The sequence below is a fragment of the Corynebacterium sp. HFH0082 genome (assembly GCF_000411235.1).
Lineage (GTDB): Bacteria > Actinomycetota > Actinomycetes > Mycobacteriales > Mycobacteriaceae > Corynebacterium > Corynebacterium jeikeium_D.
This window is the reverse complement of record NZ_KE150404.1, coordinates 1,077,481-1,092,473: the sequence shown is the minus strand read 5'-3', so window position 1 is coordinate 1,092,473 and position 14,993 is coordinate 1,077,481. Positions and strand designations below refer to the sequence as shown.

The window sequence follows — 14,993 nt, the reverse complement described above, 5'->3', positions numbered from 1 at the left end:
AGTGGCGGCACGCAGGCGTGGACGGCAATGGGACGAGTCCGATGTACGCATCCGCCCCGGTAAAGGGTCGCGGCCACGGACGAAGGATCGCCCCCGCCACGCCGATGCCCACTGGGGCATGGTGGTGACCAAGGATCGTGGTCGTTGGGGTGTAGTCCTCGATAACAACCCTGATGTTGCAGTGACATGCATGCGTGCCCGCGAGCTCGGCCGCACCAATATCGTTGTCGGTGACCGTGTCGGTGTCGTAGGCGATGTCAGCGGCCGTGCGGGCACACTGGCCCGCATCGTCAAGCTGGCAGAGCGCAGCACGGTTTTGCGTCGCACCGCCGATGACAATGACCCGTATGAGCGCATCGTCGTGGCCAATGCCAGCCTGCTGCTCATTGTGTGCGCAGTCGCCGATCCTGAACCTCGCACCGGTTTTGTCGAACGCGCGCTGGTCGCGGCCTACGCCGGCGGTGTCCGCCCCGTGCTCTGTCTGACTAAATCCGATCTGGCCGACCCAGAGGAATTTGCCGGGGAGTTCTCGGCACTCGGAGTGGATGTCGTTGTCTGCGGTATCAACGATGACTTGGCTCCCTTGTCAGAGCTCATCGATGTCCCCGGACGAGTGACAGCTTTGGTTGGGCATTCCGGTGTGGGGAAATCGACCCTTGTCAACCGGATTGTTCCTGAAGCCAACCGTGAGACCGGCGAAGTCAGTGGTGTGGGTAAGGGCCGCCATACCTCCACGCAGTCGGTGGCGCTGATGCTGCCGTCGGAAAGCGAAGACAGCGCGACGTCGTGGATTATTGATACCCCGGGCATTCGTTCCTTTGGTCTGGCTCATGTGACACCGGAGACGCTGCTGGCGGCGTTTCCAGATATCCAGGCAGCGACAGATGAATGCCCACGTGGTTGCACCCATTTGGGGCCGCCCGCGGATCCAGAGTGCGCCCTCGACAAGCTGGAGGGAGTTCAGCACCGTCGAGCGATGGCCGTGCGTCGCCTGTTGAGCGCCATCAGCGACAACGAGGATTGGGAGCTGGACATTGAAAGAGACTAGCCACACCGGTTCTGTGGACACGCCCTCTGAAGCCTCGGCTGGAGCTGAGGCGGACAACGCGGGCTCCGGTCTCTACCCCGCTCCCGGCAGTTGGATTCGGCTGTGTATCTACACGCTTATCGTGGGTCTTGCGACAGGACTCGGCGCAGCCGGCCTCGCACTAATAATGCACGGCATCGAGTACGCAGTTTACGGACAACATGAGGGCGACGTAGCCGTCGTGACCGATGGCACCACTGGCCTCCAGCGCTTTGTCGGAATTGTGTTGGCGGGACTGATTGCAGGACCGGTGTGGGCAGCGCTGCGCACAAAGGCCACGCCCATTGAGAGCGTTGAGGCAGGCATGAACGGTCGACTCATGCCGGTGTGGTCAACTCTTGTCAATGTGTTTTTGCAGATGGCGACCGTCGCTGCAGGTGCATCCATGGGACGCGAGAATGCCCCGCGTGAGCTCGGTGCGATGGTGGCTTCACAGATGTCGCATCGACTGCGCATCGATCCGCTACACCGCCGTATTCTGGTCGCAGCAGCGGCCGGTGCCGGCCTGGGGGCGATTTATCACATCCCGTTGGCTGGAGCGGTTTTCTCGTTGGAGATTCTGCTGGGCTCGCTGAGTATTACCGCGGTGATGGTGGTGCTGGCGTGTTCAGCCATTGCCACGGTGACGTCGGGCATTGTGGTCGGCAGTAGCCCGCTCTACAGCCCAATTAATCTCTCGGACGGCTGGGGCAACCTCGGGGCAGCACTGCTCATCGGTGTTATCTGCGGTGCCATTGGCTACGCATTTCGCATTCTCAGCTCGCGGATGTCGGACAAAGCACCGACTGGCTGGCATTCTGCCTGGGCCATCCCCCTCGCATTCACACTGGTTGGTGTGATTTCACTGTGGGTTCCAGAAGTGTTGGGCAATGGCCGTATCGCTGCGACCACAGTTCTCATGGACCGCCCGCTGCTGGGTTTTGCAGTCATCCTGCTGATTGCGAAAGCTTTCGCGGTTCTCGTTACTTTCCGTTCTGGTGCCGTCGGTGGTCTCTTGACTCCCGGCTTTGCCCTTGGCGCGCTCAGCGGTTTCATCGTCGGCTGCTTCGTACAGCCATTGATGCCCTCAGTTCCGCTGAGCGACTTTGCGATTCTCGGCGCGGCGGCCTTCCTGTCGGCGTCCATGGCAGCACCACTTTTCGCACTGATCGTGACCGTGGAGTTCACCGGCCAGAATTCCTCGGCTTACTTAGCACTCTTCCTCGCTGGTGCAACTGCGACGCTGACCGTGACCATGATTCGCGCCTGGCTACGGCTCCCCCACAAGCAATCAATGCCATGGAACCGCGAACCAGCAGTCGCGGCTGCGGTTCGCAAGCGGGCCGAGGGCTAAGCGCGCGCAGCAGTGTGCGTCGAGCGACCGGTGTAGGCCCGGACAATTTCCCGGACACCTGGGCGAAGACGGCGGAGCATTCGCAGGCCCGTCGCTAAGCCCTTGCGTTGCGGGGAACTGGACTGGAGCTCCGCTTCAACCTGCGGATACTTCTTGAACGCCGCCTCCGAACGTACCTCTGGGGCGTTGTCCGGGTCAGCGACTAAGAAACGATCCGGCAGCGACAACTTCAGCAGCGTGCGCTGGACCTGGAAGAACTGCTTCGGGAACGACCCCGTGTTGTATGGCAGGTCGTATTCCCGGCAGATCTGCTGAACCTGCTTCGAAATCTGCGCGAGCCTGTTGGACGGCATGTCCGGGAACAGGTGGTGCTCAATCTGGTAATTCAGATTTCCTGAGAGCACCGACAGCGCCAGCCCACCGTGGAAGTTTGCCGAGCCCAGCATTTGGCGCAAATACCACTCACTCTTGTCCTCGGTGTTGTACTGCTCCTTGGTGAAAGTCTCGGCATCATCCGGAAAGTGTCCGCAGAAGATGACCGCGTAGGCCCAAAGATTACGGGCGAGGTTGGCCATCATGTTCGCAAAGGCCACCTCACGGTAACGCGGACCCGCCATCGCCGGGAAGAGAACGTAGTCCTTGAGCACCTGGCGCCCCGACTTGTTGAGCACCTCCATGAGCTGCGGTCGGGCCTCATCCCAGGATTTCTTGCCGGCGAACACGCGCCCGAGCTCGACGTCATAGAAGGCCACTGCCCATTGGAAAAGGCTGGCCAACACCACGTTTGTCACCGGCTGCAGCAGCGTCGATGGCTTCCAACGGCGGTCACGAGTCACCCGGAGAATGCCATATCCCACATCGTTGTCCATACCGAGCACGTTGGTGTACTTGTGGTGGACAAAGTTGTGGGAGTGCTTCCACCCGCTGGATGGGCAGGAATTGTCCCACTCCCAGGTGGCCGAGTGAATCTCGGGGTCATTCATCCAGTCCCACTGACCGTGCATGGTGTTGTGGCCGATTTCGAGGTTTTCCAAAATCTTTGCCAACCCCAGCGCTGAGACGCCCGCCCATTTGAAACCCCAGTGCGCGGTGTTCTTCCACGACTTCGGCAGCATCCCCAATTTGTTCAGGGCCATGCCGGCGGTCGGCACCATCAGCAGGCCTCGACCAGTCACCTCAAGGGTGCGCTGAATGCGGATGAGCGTGCGGATGTAGCGAGCATCCTTCTGTCCCAGCGAATCGCGGTGTTGCTTTTCGATTTCCGCAAACCGACGCCCAATCTCTGCGACGTCTTCTTCGCTCAAGTGCGCATACGATGCGATATCGGAAATTGCCATGGGAAGGGTCCCAACTCCTTTAGGTAGTTTCTCCTGGTTAATGCAGGTTGAGATAGATGTGGGGCGAACTTACAATTCGATACGCGCGTGCCCCGCCGGCGCACAGACGCACGTTCGGACTCGCTCCCCCGCCACAAACGTCGCCCCGGTGCGGATGTCCCGCGCTGCGCCGTCGGAGAGTTGCTGCACGCACGTCGCACAAATTCCCATCCGACAGCCGTACGGCAGGTCAACCCCGACGCTCTCGGCCGCCTCCAGGATGGTCGTTGCACCGTCTACGTCGATATCGCCTCGGCTGCCGAAACTCACCGTGCCGCCGACCTCCCCCGCCGCCGAGCGGTCAACGGTGAAACGTTCCGTCCGCAGCCCGGGAAACTCCGGCTCAAGGTTCTTCAACAGTTCAACCGGACCACAGGCATAGGCGCTTGCCGACGATGCCAGCGCTCCAAAGTCCGCAATGATGTCGGTAACCGCCGCAGCGTCAATCCGCGGCTGCGTCTCGGTATTCCGGGCATGCAGGTGATACTTCAACGCGCTAGTAGCGCTGCGCTGTTCCAGTTCGCGAAGTTCGTTGACAAACACAGCTTCTGCCTCGCCGCGGTAGGAGTGAATGTGTTCGACTTCCACTGAGGCATTGCGAGCTGAAAGATCACGCAGCATGGAAATCACCGGAGTTACGCCGGAGCCTGCGGTAACAAACGCAATGCGGGCTGGGAGCGGCTCCGGAAGATGGAAATCCCCAGCCGGGGCAGCCAGGCGGACGACAGTACCCGGCCTTACATTGGCGACAAGGTGTTGGGACACGTAGCCGTCGTTGAGCGCACGGATGTTGATAGTCAGCAGCCCGTCATGTGGCCGCGGTGCATTTGTCAGCGAGTAGGAACGCCACAGGTATTTCCCCTTGACCTCTACGCCGAGTCCGATGAACTGGCCTGGCTTGAAGTCTGTTGGCATCCCCCAACCCGGACGGATTATCAACTCTGCTGAAGTAGGAGATGTGGGATTAATGGCCTCAATCTGACCGCGCAGCTCGCGACTTGACCACAGCGGATTTAGCAAATGCGTGTAATCATCGGGCAAAAGTGGCGTGGATAAATGCTTGAATACCCGGGAAACTTTGGTCTTAAGCCCCATTTTTGGCCCTCCTGACTGTCACGGGCGAACAAGTAATAACGCTGTTCATCAGTAGGCATGCCCCACCCGATTCATTATTACGTGTCCGTAGGTTACTTAGACGTAGACTACGGAGCGGTAAGTTATTGGTCAAGAGAAACAAATGATTTTGACATAAATAGCGAAATTGTCATTACCCCCACCCTTGTGCGAAACACCCCCTTTGACATGGAGCTTATCTACACAAAACAATCCCGCCTTTTATACCCCCGCTGAAAACACTTGTGCCATACAAAAAAGGGGCTGGGTTCCTAAACCCAGTCCCCTTCATCAACGCCAAGCACGCGCTACTACAGGAAGTCGACCACCATGCCGAGCTCAGCTACGTCGTACCACGCCAGCGGGATCTCCAGCGCATCGCCGACAGTGAGCTCCGCATCCTCGTCACCGAGATCTGCCTTATCGACGGCATCAATCGCAGCCTCAACCTTGCTTTCCGCCTCTTCCACATCAATGTGGAGCGCTGCAACGTCGGCAAGCGAAATTGGGCCGCCGACCTTAACCACAGCATCGCCCATATCCGACTGCGGCTCCGCCTCCACATCAACGGAAATGACCACTCGGCGGTGCGGGAACTTCTCTTCTGCGGCATCGAGCAGACGGAGCGACGCACGCGATGCCTCATCAAAGGCTACGTCTGCCAGTTCCTCGTCATCGCCCTCAGTAAAGAAATCGCGCAGCGTTTCAGTGACAGCAAAGCCCCAACCACCGCGGGCGTGGAAGAGCTCATCCTCCTTCAGCGCCTCAAGCATGGAGAAAGTCGCTGGGATATAGACGCGCATTAGAACTCGCCCTCGAGACCCAGTAGACCGGCAATCTCGACCACTGCGCGGTCGAACTGCTGATAGAAGACTCCCACCATGCCGTTAGAGACGGCCGCATGGATGTTCTCAATCGAATCATCTACCAGCACGCAGTCCCGTGCCGGCAGTTCAATAGCCGCAGCGGCTGCATTAAAAGCCTCTGCCGAAGGCTTCTCATGGCCAATTTCACCAGAGAGCACAACTGCGTCTACCAGGCCCTCATCTTCGAGCTTGCGAATCGGATCCGCCGATGGGCCACCTGGGTCATTCGACAGGACTGCCAGGCCAACACCATTTGCACGCGCCTCTACCAGCAAATTACGCCAACGTGCCTGGTCTTCATCCGTGCCGTCAAGGACACCACAGTAATCGATAATCATTCCGCGCATGGCCTGTAGTTTATCGCATGACCTGCACGTTTGCCTTTTTTCCAGTTCAGCGTGTTAATTGGCTGTTCGTTACGCCCATTTGTAGACGACCAGAACGGCCTTGACGGAAACCGATAGGACCATTAACAGCGAAACACTCAGCCCATTTCGCAGCTGCATCCTCTCCCCAATCCCCCCCACGCCGGCCGTGAATTCCCCTTCACAAGCTGCACACTTAAAGCACTTGTAGGACAATGGTCTTCAGCAAGGGGGAACTTGCCAATGGAGCGTTTTTAGGGGGATTAATCCATGGCACCAACGTCTCACGTACCAAAATCTCAGACACCGATGCCTTACGCGCTGTCGCACGCCGCTGAGCACCGCTCCAGTGGCAGGGAATCCATTGAACCGGCAACGGGCTTTTCGCTTCTCCACACAATTCAACTTGGCCAGTCAGCTAATGCCGCCGCCTCTCAAACCGCAAAAGTGGCACCGACCTATAGCGGATGCTCCGCTGCCACCGGGACCGCTGTCATGACGGCATTACCGCCCGCCGTGGCCACTCCTGCTGCGAAAAAGACGCCGCAAACACCGCACGTTGTCCAGCACTGTGAGCAGAATCTGAGACAGGAGCTTGGCACGATTACTCGCCGCGTCTTCGACATCATCGCGGGTCGCAGGCGAGTCAACGATTTGCGTCGCATCAATATCGACCCGATTATTCACGCTGCGATACTCACGCTGTCGAAGAACACCAGCCTCAAGGGTGTCGTGTTGCAATCCTTCCACGCCAGCGCTTCCGCGGACGGCAAAAAGGTCGAGTTCCTGGGTAGTTGCCGTGTCGGTCCGAAGGTTCGCGCGTTCACTGGCACGTTCCGCCGCGGAACAGCAAAAACGCGGCCATGGACCATGACCGCGTTTCGTGTGCTTTAGTGCTTAGCGACGGCGCTTGCGAGCCGCCTTCCGACGCTGTGCTCGGTTGCCCTCAGACTCTTGATCCACGCGCTGCTGCTCTGCACTGCCGTCCTCGCTGGGACCGGAGTAGGTCATCTGCTGATTTTGCTCAGCAGCTTCCGTCGGCAGAGCTGGAGCCTGGTTTTCCTGTCCCTCAGTGTTTTCCACTGCGGGCATAACCTGCTTACGGATTAGGAACAGCTGACGAACCGATTCTTCCTTGATGCCGTCCATCATCGCGGTGAACATGTCGTAGCCCTCACGCTGGTACTCCACCAGCGGGTCAGCCTGGGCCATGGCGCGCAAGCCAATGCCCTCCTTGAGGTAGTCCATCTCGTAGAGGTGCTCGCGCCACTTCTGGTCCATGACGTTCAGGATGGTGAAGCGCTCGATATTGCGCATCTGGTCGTCGCCGCCAATTGCGGAGACCGCATCCTCAAGCTGGTCGTAGCTGGCCGAGATGTCCGCGTGCAGAGCCTTGGACAGCTCATCGGCCGAGAGGTCACCCGGAGTACCGAAGTCAGAGCCATCAATGAGCTCTTGCGCGGTAAACGTCGGGCTATAGAGCTGCTCAAGGGCATTCCACAGCTCGTCGAGGTCCCAATCCTCCACGTAACCGTCAGCGGTGGCACCGTTGACATACGCATCGACGACGTCGTCCTGCATGTCACGGACCTGAGTCTTCAAATCCTCACCTTCGAGGATGCGACGGCGCTCAGCGTAGATGACCTTACGCTGCTGGTTCATAACCTCGTCATACTTCAGAACATTCTTACGGATTTCGAAGTTCTGGCTTTCCACCTGAGCCTGAACGCTCTTAATGGAGTTGGAGACAACCTTGGAGTCAATAGGAACGTCATCCGGGACATTCAGAGTGTTCATCAGCGCTTCCATGCGCTGACCGTTGAAGCGAACCATGAGATCATCGCGCATGGACAGGTAAAAGCGGGTAACGCCCGGGTCACCCTGACGACCGGTCCGACCACGCAACTGATTATCAATACGGCGCGACTCATGGCGCTCAGTGCCCAGGACGTAGAGGCCACCGGCCTCACGTACCTTGTCAGCTTCTTCCTTCGACTGCTGACGAACACGCTCAATCTCAGCGTCCCACGCCTCTTCGTATTCTTCCGGAGTTTCCACCGGGTCCAGACCACGAGAGCGCAGATTCAGGTCAGCGATGATGTCCGGGTTACCGCCCAGCACGATGTCAGTACCACGACCGGCCATGTTAGTTGCCACGGTAACGCCTCCGAGCCGACCCGCCACTGCGACAATCTCAGCTTCCTTCTCGTGGTGCTTAGCGTTCAGCACAGAGTGAGGAATACCTTCGCGCTGCAGGAGCTTGGAAAGGTACTCGGATTTCTCGACTGACGTCGTGCCAACGAGAACTGGCTGGCCCTTTTCATGGCATTCGCGGATGTCCTCGACAACAGCGGCGAACTTTGCCTCCTGCGTCTTGTAAATCAGGTCGGGCAGATCCTCACGCTGCTTCGGGCGATTCGGCGGGATCGCCATGACGTTCAGCTTGTAAATCTGGTGCAGCTCAGCCGCTTCGGTCTCAGCCGTACCGGTCATACCGGACAGCTTGTCGTAGAGGCGGAAGTAGTTCTGGAGCGTGACGGTTGCCAGCGTCTGGTTCTCGTTTTTAATCTCCACCCCTTCCTTGGCCTCAATTGCCTGGTGCATGCCCTCGTTATAGCGACGGCCTGCCAGCACACGACCGGTGAACTCATCGACAATGAGGATCTCACCATTACGAATAATGTAATCCTTGTCGCGGGTGAACAGTTCCTTGGCCTTCAGGGCATTGTTCAGGTAACTGACCAGCGAAGAGTTTTCCGGAGCATACAGGTTGGCAATGCCCAGCTGATCCTCAACGAATTCAACACCCTCTTCACGAATACCGATGGTGCGCTTACGCTCATCGACTTCGTAGTGAATATCGCGCTTCATACGCGGCACGATCTTGGAGAACGCCAGGTACCAGTGCGGATCGCCATCTGCCGGACCGGAAATAATTAATGGGGTACGGGCCTCGTCAATCAGAATCGAGTCAACCTCATCGACGATGGCGAAGTGGTGCCCACGCTGCACCAAATCGTCGAGCGAATGCGCCATGTTATCGCGCAGGTAGTCAAAGCCGAACTCGTTGTTCGTGCCGTAGGTGATGTCGGCAGCATAGGCCTTGCGACGCTGGTCCGGACTGAGCTCAGAGAGAATCACGGAAGTCTCAAGCCCCAGGAAGCGGTGGACTCGACCCATCCACTCCGCGTCACGCTTAGCCAGGTAGTCATTAACCGTAACGACATGAACACCCTTGCCTGCCAACGCATTGAGGTATGCGGGCAGCACACAGGTCAGGGTCTTACCTTCACCAGTCCCCATCTCGGCAACGTTGCCGAAGTGCAGTGCCGCACCGCCCATAACCTGGACGCGGTAGTGCTTCTGCCCCAGCACGCGCCAGGATGCCTCGCGCGCCGTGGCGAAAGCATCCAGAAGCAAATCGTCCACATCGGCACCGTCAGCCAGCTGCTTCTTAAACTCCTCGGTCTTGGCACGGAGTTCATCGTCTGAAAGAGCTGCGTACTCGTCTTCCTTGGCGATGACCTGATCTGCAATATTGCCAAGCCTCTTGACAGCGCGGCCTTCACCAATGCGGAGCAACTTGCTGAGCGAAAACACTAAATTGGGACCTTTCCGGCCGATTCACGTCGAACTTTAATGTGCAACGGTTGATTATACGACGAACCCGCCTTCCCTTCTAAGAGAAGACGGGCTCATGTGAGCAATTACTTACCAATACACAGCTCTGCGCGGTATTGCGTGCTCTTTTTGGTGAAGACTTACTTCTCGTCTTCGTCTGCCAGCTCAATCAGACCGTAGTCGTATGCGTGACGACGGTAGACCACGGACGGACGAGAGGTTGCCTCGTTAACGAAGAGGTAGAAGTCGTGACCGACGAGCTCCATCTCAGACAGAGCATCTTCCACCGTCATCGGAGTTGCGGAGTGCTGCTTGGTACGCACAACCTGGCCCGGGGTCACGTCCTCAACCAGATCCTCGTACGGATCAGCCTTTTCCGGAGCCGCTGCCTCAGCCTCTGCAACCAGCGAAGCAGTTGCCTCGCCGACGGACATCGGTGCACGGTGGCCAGAACGGCTAATCTTGCGGCGAGCCTTCACCTTACGCAGGGAGCGCTCCATCTTGCCCAGAGCAGACTCCAGTGCAGCGTAGAAGCTATCTTCCTTCGCTTCCGCACGAGCCAGGTGTCCCTTGCCAGTAGCGGTGATCTGAATACGGTCAGAGCGGTCTGCACGGCGCGGATTCGGCTCGTGCTGGAGCTCCACGTGGAAGAAGGTCAAAGTCGGGTCGAGGCGCTCAATCTTCGCCAGCTTCGCCTTAACACGATCTGCGAAGTGCTCTGGAACCTCAACATTGCGCCCGGTGATGGTCACCTGAGCGTTCGGGCTGAGTACCTCGTTGTTGTCAGCAGGTGTGGACACTTGCTACCTACCTCCCGGTATGGCCACCGCCCTTCCGTGAGCGGGATTACTCACGGCGTCTACGGTGACGAGTCTTTCTGCACCCCCAGGATACAGTTCCGGGGGTAACCAATGCCACGTTCCCCTCGTTTATTTTTCGCTTGCCGACGACACCCCCTGCGTCTACGCCCGGGCGAGCACCAACACCATGTCGATGCGAATCCCCAATGACGCTGCCACCAACTCGGTTTCCGCTGCAGTGGCACCAGTGGTGGCCACATCATCAACCAGAATTACTGTCGCCTTCGCACAGCGTTGTCGCAGCTTGTCGCTAATTCCGCGCTTGAATTGCGTCAGCGGCACAATGTGGCCAGAAAGATTTCGTCTGCGTTGAGAAGCCCCCAGCTCCGCGGAATCCCGCGTGCGCCCGCCAATGCGCACCAGGGGCAATACCGAACTGGAGGGGAGCTGACTGCAAGCAAAGTCGCAGGCAATTGTTACCGGGTCCCCACCCCGTTGTCGACGGGATGACGATCTTGTCGGCGCGGGAATCAAAATGACGGGGGTAATTTCCGGGGGCATTATATGGCCATCAGAGGCCAGCCTTCGTACCGCAGCGGCGAACACGGCCCCCATGATTCGTCTGGCTTCACCACTGCCCCGTTCTTTGGCCGACAAAATGAGATGTCTCCTCGCACCCGAGTACGGACCGCAGGTCCACGCTGCTGCGCGTAACGAAGCCCGCGGTGAAAACCGCACTGGAGGTTGCTGAAGATCGTCCTTGCAACCGCGACACAGCGCCCCGGAGCAGCCGCACACCGGACAGGTTTCCGGTATCACGAGGCCGATTGCATCGCGGGTAACGTCGTAAAGCACGCGCAGAAATTCCTGCGATGACCTCCCCTGCGCCATTAATCCCCTCCCCGATTTGCGCTTATTCCACAGACACCGGAGCCATTCGACCGCGCGCCCCCGGAACCTGGCGCCAGAACTGCTGCTGCCCCTCGCTGGAGATCAGCTCCATGACACCGGTGGCATCCAATGCGTAACGCTTCGACGAGGTCGCGGTAACTACAGGAATTGGCGGTGTCAGGTTGAGCTTCGGCAGAACGGAGCTAGTCGCACCGTCCGGGAAGGCACTCCACATCGGAGTGTCTCCGCTGTAACCACCCACCGTGACCGTTTGATTCGGCGACCACGTCAGCGACACCGGGGAGACGTTTTCAGGTAGCGGCAGAGCGCGCGGATGCGTCAACTTCCACGGTTTATCGTCATGCCTTTCGATGGTGGCGATATAGACTTCACCAGCGATAATCATCGCTACCTGCGTGCCTGAAGAATCGACGCGGAATTCAGAAATACCGGCGCTCGGGCGCCCCGTGCCTTCGCCGCCGTCAAGAAGGTGATTGAGCTCAGAGGTATCAACCTCCTCCTGCTGAATCCGAGATGACGTCGACTGCCGAACCAGGCGTACGACGGTTGTACCGTCCTTCACTGTCCAGACCGCCTCGGCGTCTGGAGACCATGTCGGACGGGTGAGACTCTCGCCAGTCAGCACAGGAACCGGCTGATCTTGAATTCCGCCGAGCATCAATGTGGACTCACCGAGGTCATACGAACCGGCACGACCATCCACGGCCGAGCGGAACACAGCGGCAATAAGCTCGCTGCCATTGGGGTTGACGCCCACTGCCGCGGAAAACACCGCAGTGCTGCCGCTGGCGGTCCAGCCGCGTCCCACAGGTGTAGCGTGGCCGTCAGCAATCTCGTAGATACCGCTGCGGTCGACCGTCCGCAACGGTGCGTTATCAGCCGGTAGATGATTCGGGTCGTAGAGCTGGATTGCGTCAGTGTCCTTCGTCCACGGCTCGTCGTGGCTGGCAACCAGTGGTTCGCCGTCGGCCATGAGGATCCACGGACCACGGAAATCTGCCGAGTCGAGAGTCCAGATAATCTGCGCCGCGAGCATGACACGCAGTTCCTCGGAAACATCACCCAACCCGGTGATTTCGACCCTGCGACCGTCCGCGTTGGACACAGGTCCTGCTTCTACCGCAATCGAGGCATTGGGCTTTAGCACGGTAGTGACGCCCGGTCGCAGCGGTGCTGATGGTCCGTTCTTCAGCTTTGTCAACAGATTGGTCGCGCCATCGGTGACGCCACGATAGAGCCAACGACGATCTGTGACCAAATGATTACCCGCCGGGTCGAGGAAATAGACATTGCGAGGCACATTGTTTTCCAGGAATGCCTGACGCTCCATGACAACTCCGTCGGGCAGCGAGGAAATGCGCCACTGCCCATCCGAACCGAGCTTCATCTCCACGGTTTCCTCATAGTCACCGGACTGGGGCTCATACGCACCATCAGTACCGAATTGACCAACGCTGCGACCTCGGGCAACGAAGGACTGTCGCGATCCTCCATCTTCCCGCTGAGCGATGAGGTTGACACCGTCGAGAATGCGGGCGCTATCTTGCGGTTTCCAACTGGCCGCAAGTTCCGGGGTCATGAAGGCACGCATAGCTTGAAAATCATCAACCGGATGCGCGGCCGCGGCGAAAAAGTCGCGCAGGACAATGTCTGCATTGACATTCGGACGTGGCTGCGGAACTTCAATACGAACCTGGGGCGGCTCAAACGGACGCAGCACCTGGGGGCTGGTGTTCCGCGGAATGGTGGTACATCCTGCGGCCGTGCCCAAAATGATCACCGAGCTAAGCGCCACTGTCTTACGCAGGACGCGACGAGCCTTTGACTGTTGCTGCGCCGTCATTTAACTATCCTCCTCTCGTGCCTGTTGGGATTCGCTATCGCTAGCCCTCTGCCCCTTACCCTGATCCTGGCTCTTGGCTTGCGGTGCATTCGATTCCGATTCCAACTCCCGTGCACCAATTTCCCGCTGGTGCGGAATCTGATCGGGCAGCGGGGGAACTTCCAGTCCGAGCGGATGCTCGCCGAAGCTCGCATCGGGCTCCAGCGGCACAGTCAGACGGAAACAGCTACCGACCGTCGGCACGCCAAATGCCTCTAGTTCCCCACCGTGCAATTGTGCGTCCTCGCGTGCGATCGCCAAGCCAAGTCCCGTACCGCCGGTGCGTCGGACACGCGAGGGGTCAGCACGCCAGAAACGGTTAAACACCAGTTCCTGCTGCTCCGGCTTTAGCCCCACACCGTGGTCAACGACCGTAAACGAAACCGCGGAATCGCTCGCCCGCACGGTGACATCCACCGGATTGCCCTCACTGTGGTCAACAGCGTTGGCCATAAGATTGCGTAGCACGCGCTCGATACGACGCGAGTCGACTGTCGCCATTACCGGTTCATCGGGCAGATGGAAGCGGATGGGCGTACCGGTCTCCTTAGCCACGACCGTTACCTGCTGATAGGCAGCATCCACGCAGCGACGAACATCGACCTTTTCTGCGGATAGGTCTGCAACGCCGGCATCGTGGCGTGAGATCTCAAGCAGGTCATTGAGAAGCATCTCAAAACGCTCAAGCTCCGCATTCATCAGCTCAGCTGCGCGGCGAGTCGCCGGATCGAGGTCCTCAGCGCCGTCCGCAATAAGATCAGCGGCCATACGCACCGTGGTCAGAGGTGTCCTCAACTCATGCGAAACATCGGAGGTGAACTGTCGCTGCAGACTGCCGTATTCCTCCAGCTGTCTAATCTGCGTCGACAGCGATTCGGCCATCTTGTTAAAACTCATGGCCAGTCGCGCCATGTCATCTTCACCCTGCACGACCATGCGTTCGCGCAAGTGACCGTCGGCAAAGCGCTGGGCAATCTGGGCGGCGGAACGCACTGGTGTCGTCACCTGATTGGAGAAGAACCAAGTAATACCGCCGAGAAGCGCCATGATGATTACTGTCGCACCTGCGAGCAGACCACGAACCAACTTAATAGTCGATTCCTCTGCAGCCATAGAGGTGACCAGATAGAGCTCGAGCCCATCAACCGAAGTAGAAGTGGGACTACCGATAATTAACGCCGAGTACGTGTCGCCGCGGTTATCAGTGACTTGGCGTACCTGATACGCAATTTGCCCTTGTCGGACTACTTCATGCAATCGCTCTGGAACATCGGCCTTAATCGGCGATGAAGCCAACACCGTGCCTCGCGGCACCGGCGCCACGAGCAGTGGTTCATAACTTGTCAGTGGTGCAGCACCGGAACCGGCTGCACGGTTCACAAGAGCATCGCGTCCCACGTTGAGCAGAGCTTGCAGCTCGTTGGACGAAGAGTTCTCAATCGCCCGCTCCACCACTGCGCGAGCACGGTCAATTTCCTCGTCGGCAGCGGTAACCTTTGCGTCGATAAGCCGCTGGGTAACAATAGTCGCCAACGCGAAACCGAGTACCGCAATCACCATCGCGCTCAGTACCACCACGGAGGTCAGAATGCGCGCTTGGATAGACGTGCGCCAGAGCGTAACCGCCCAGGTCACTCC

At 58.6% G+C, this 14,993-nt stretch carries 12 protein-coding genes; 3 read left to right on the top strand and 9 right to left on the bottom strand.

Translation table 11 applies throughout. From position 1 onward, the window contains the following. The first annotated feature begins 1 nt into the window (after position 1). Both rsgA and HMPREF1206_RS04665 read left to right on the top strand, forming a co-directional pair. Positions 2-1,048: a ribosome small subunit-dependent GTPase A gene (gene rsgA / locus HMPREF1206_RS04670; RefSeq protein WP_016422217.1), complete on the top strand. Its 1,047-nt coding sequence runs from the start codon at positions 2-4 to the stop codon at positions 1,046-1,048. Continuing rightward, positions 1,035-2,420: a chloride channel protein gene (locus HMPREF1206_RS04665; RefSeq protein ID WP_016422216.1), complete on the top strand. Its 1,386-nt coding sequence runs from the start codon at positions 1,035-1,037 to the stop codon at positions 2,418-2,420. Before rsgA ends, HMPREF1206_RS04665 begins: the two co-directional genes overlap by 14 nt. Here the strand turns inward: HMPREF1206_RS04665 and HMPREF1206_RS04660 are convergent. The 4 genes from HMPREF1206_RS04660 to HMPREF1206_RS04645 form a co-directional block, all read right to left on the bottom strand. After that, complete coding sequence (locus HMPREF1206_RS04660) at positions 2,417-3,757, bottom strand: acyl-CoA desaturase (protein ID WP_016422215.1); 1,341 nt, start codon at positions 3,755-3,757, stop codon at positions 2,417-2,419. The genes HMPREF1206_RS04665 and HMPREF1206_RS04660 overlap by 4 nt on opposite strands. 69 nt (positions 3,758-3,826) lie before the next feature. Then, a complete protein-coding gene (locus HMPREF1206_RS04655) occupies positions 3,827-4,891 on the bottom strand; it encodes a flavin reductase family protein (protein WP_016422214.1) in 1,065 nt (354 codons plus the stop codon). A gap of 329 nt (positions 4,892-5,220) precedes the next feature. After that, complete coding sequence (locus HMPREF1206_RS04650; protein WP_016422213.1) at positions 5,221-5,712, bottom strand: hypothetical protein; 492 nt, start codon at positions 5,710-5,712, stop codon at positions 5,221-5,223. After that, positions 5,712-6,122, bottom strand: a complete 411-nt coding sequence (locus HMPREF1206_RS04645) for an HAD-IA family hydrolase (protein WP_038627918.1) — start codon at positions 6,120-6,122, stop codon at positions 5,712-5,714. The genes HMPREF1206_RS04650 and HMPREF1206_RS04645 overlap by 1 nt, the downstream gene beginning before the upstream one ends. Positions 6,123-6,410: 288 nt before the next feature. Here HMPREF1206_RS04645 and HMPREF1206_RS04640 point away from each other — a divergent pair, with 288 nt between their 5' ends. Beyond that, on the top strand, positions 6,411-7,034 hold the full coding sequence (locus HMPREF1206_RS04640; RefSeq protein ID WP_016422212.1) for a hypothetical protein: 624 nt from the start codon (positions 6,411-6,413) through the stop codon (positions 7,032-7,034). Positions 7,035-7,037: 3 nt separating this feature from the next. On the opposite strand, the gene secA is transcribed toward HMPREF1206_RS04640, so the two are convergent. The 5 genes from secA to mtrB form a co-directional block, all read right to left on the bottom strand. Next, entirely contained in the window at positions 7,038-9,740 is a 2,703-nt protein-coding gene (gene secA, locus HMPREF1206_RS04635) for a preprotein translocase subunit SecA (protein ID WP_016422211.1), read from the bottom strand. Positions 9,741-9,901: 161 nt separating this feature from the next. Beyond that, on the bottom strand, positions 9,902-10,561 hold the full coding sequence (hpf, locus tag HMPREF1206_RS04630; protein WP_016422210.1) for a ribosome hibernation-promoting factor, HPF/YfiA family: 660 nt from the start codon (positions 10,559-10,561) through the stop codon (positions 9,902-9,904). A gap of 162 nt (positions 10,562-10,723) precedes the next feature. After that, positions 10,724-10,981, bottom strand: coding sequence for a hypothetical protein (locus tag HMPREF1206_RS10795; RefSeq protein ID WP_141751986.1), 258 nt, complete (start codon positions 10,979-10,981; stop codon positions 10,724-10,726). A gap of 493 nt (positions 10,982-11,474) precedes the next feature. Continuing rightward, positions 11,475-13,316, bottom strand: a complete 1,842-nt coding sequence (locus tag HMPREF1206_RS04620; protein ID WP_016422208.1) for an LpqB family beta-propeller domain-containing protein — start codon at positions 13,314-13,316, stop codon at positions 11,475-11,477. Beyond that, a complete protein-coding gene (gene mtrB / locus HMPREF1206_RS04615; protein ID WP_016422207.1) occupies positions 13,317-14,990 on the bottom strand; it encodes an MtrAB system histidine kinase MtrB in 1,674 nt (557 codons plus the stop codon). Positions 14,991-14,993: the final 3 nt, after the last annotated feature.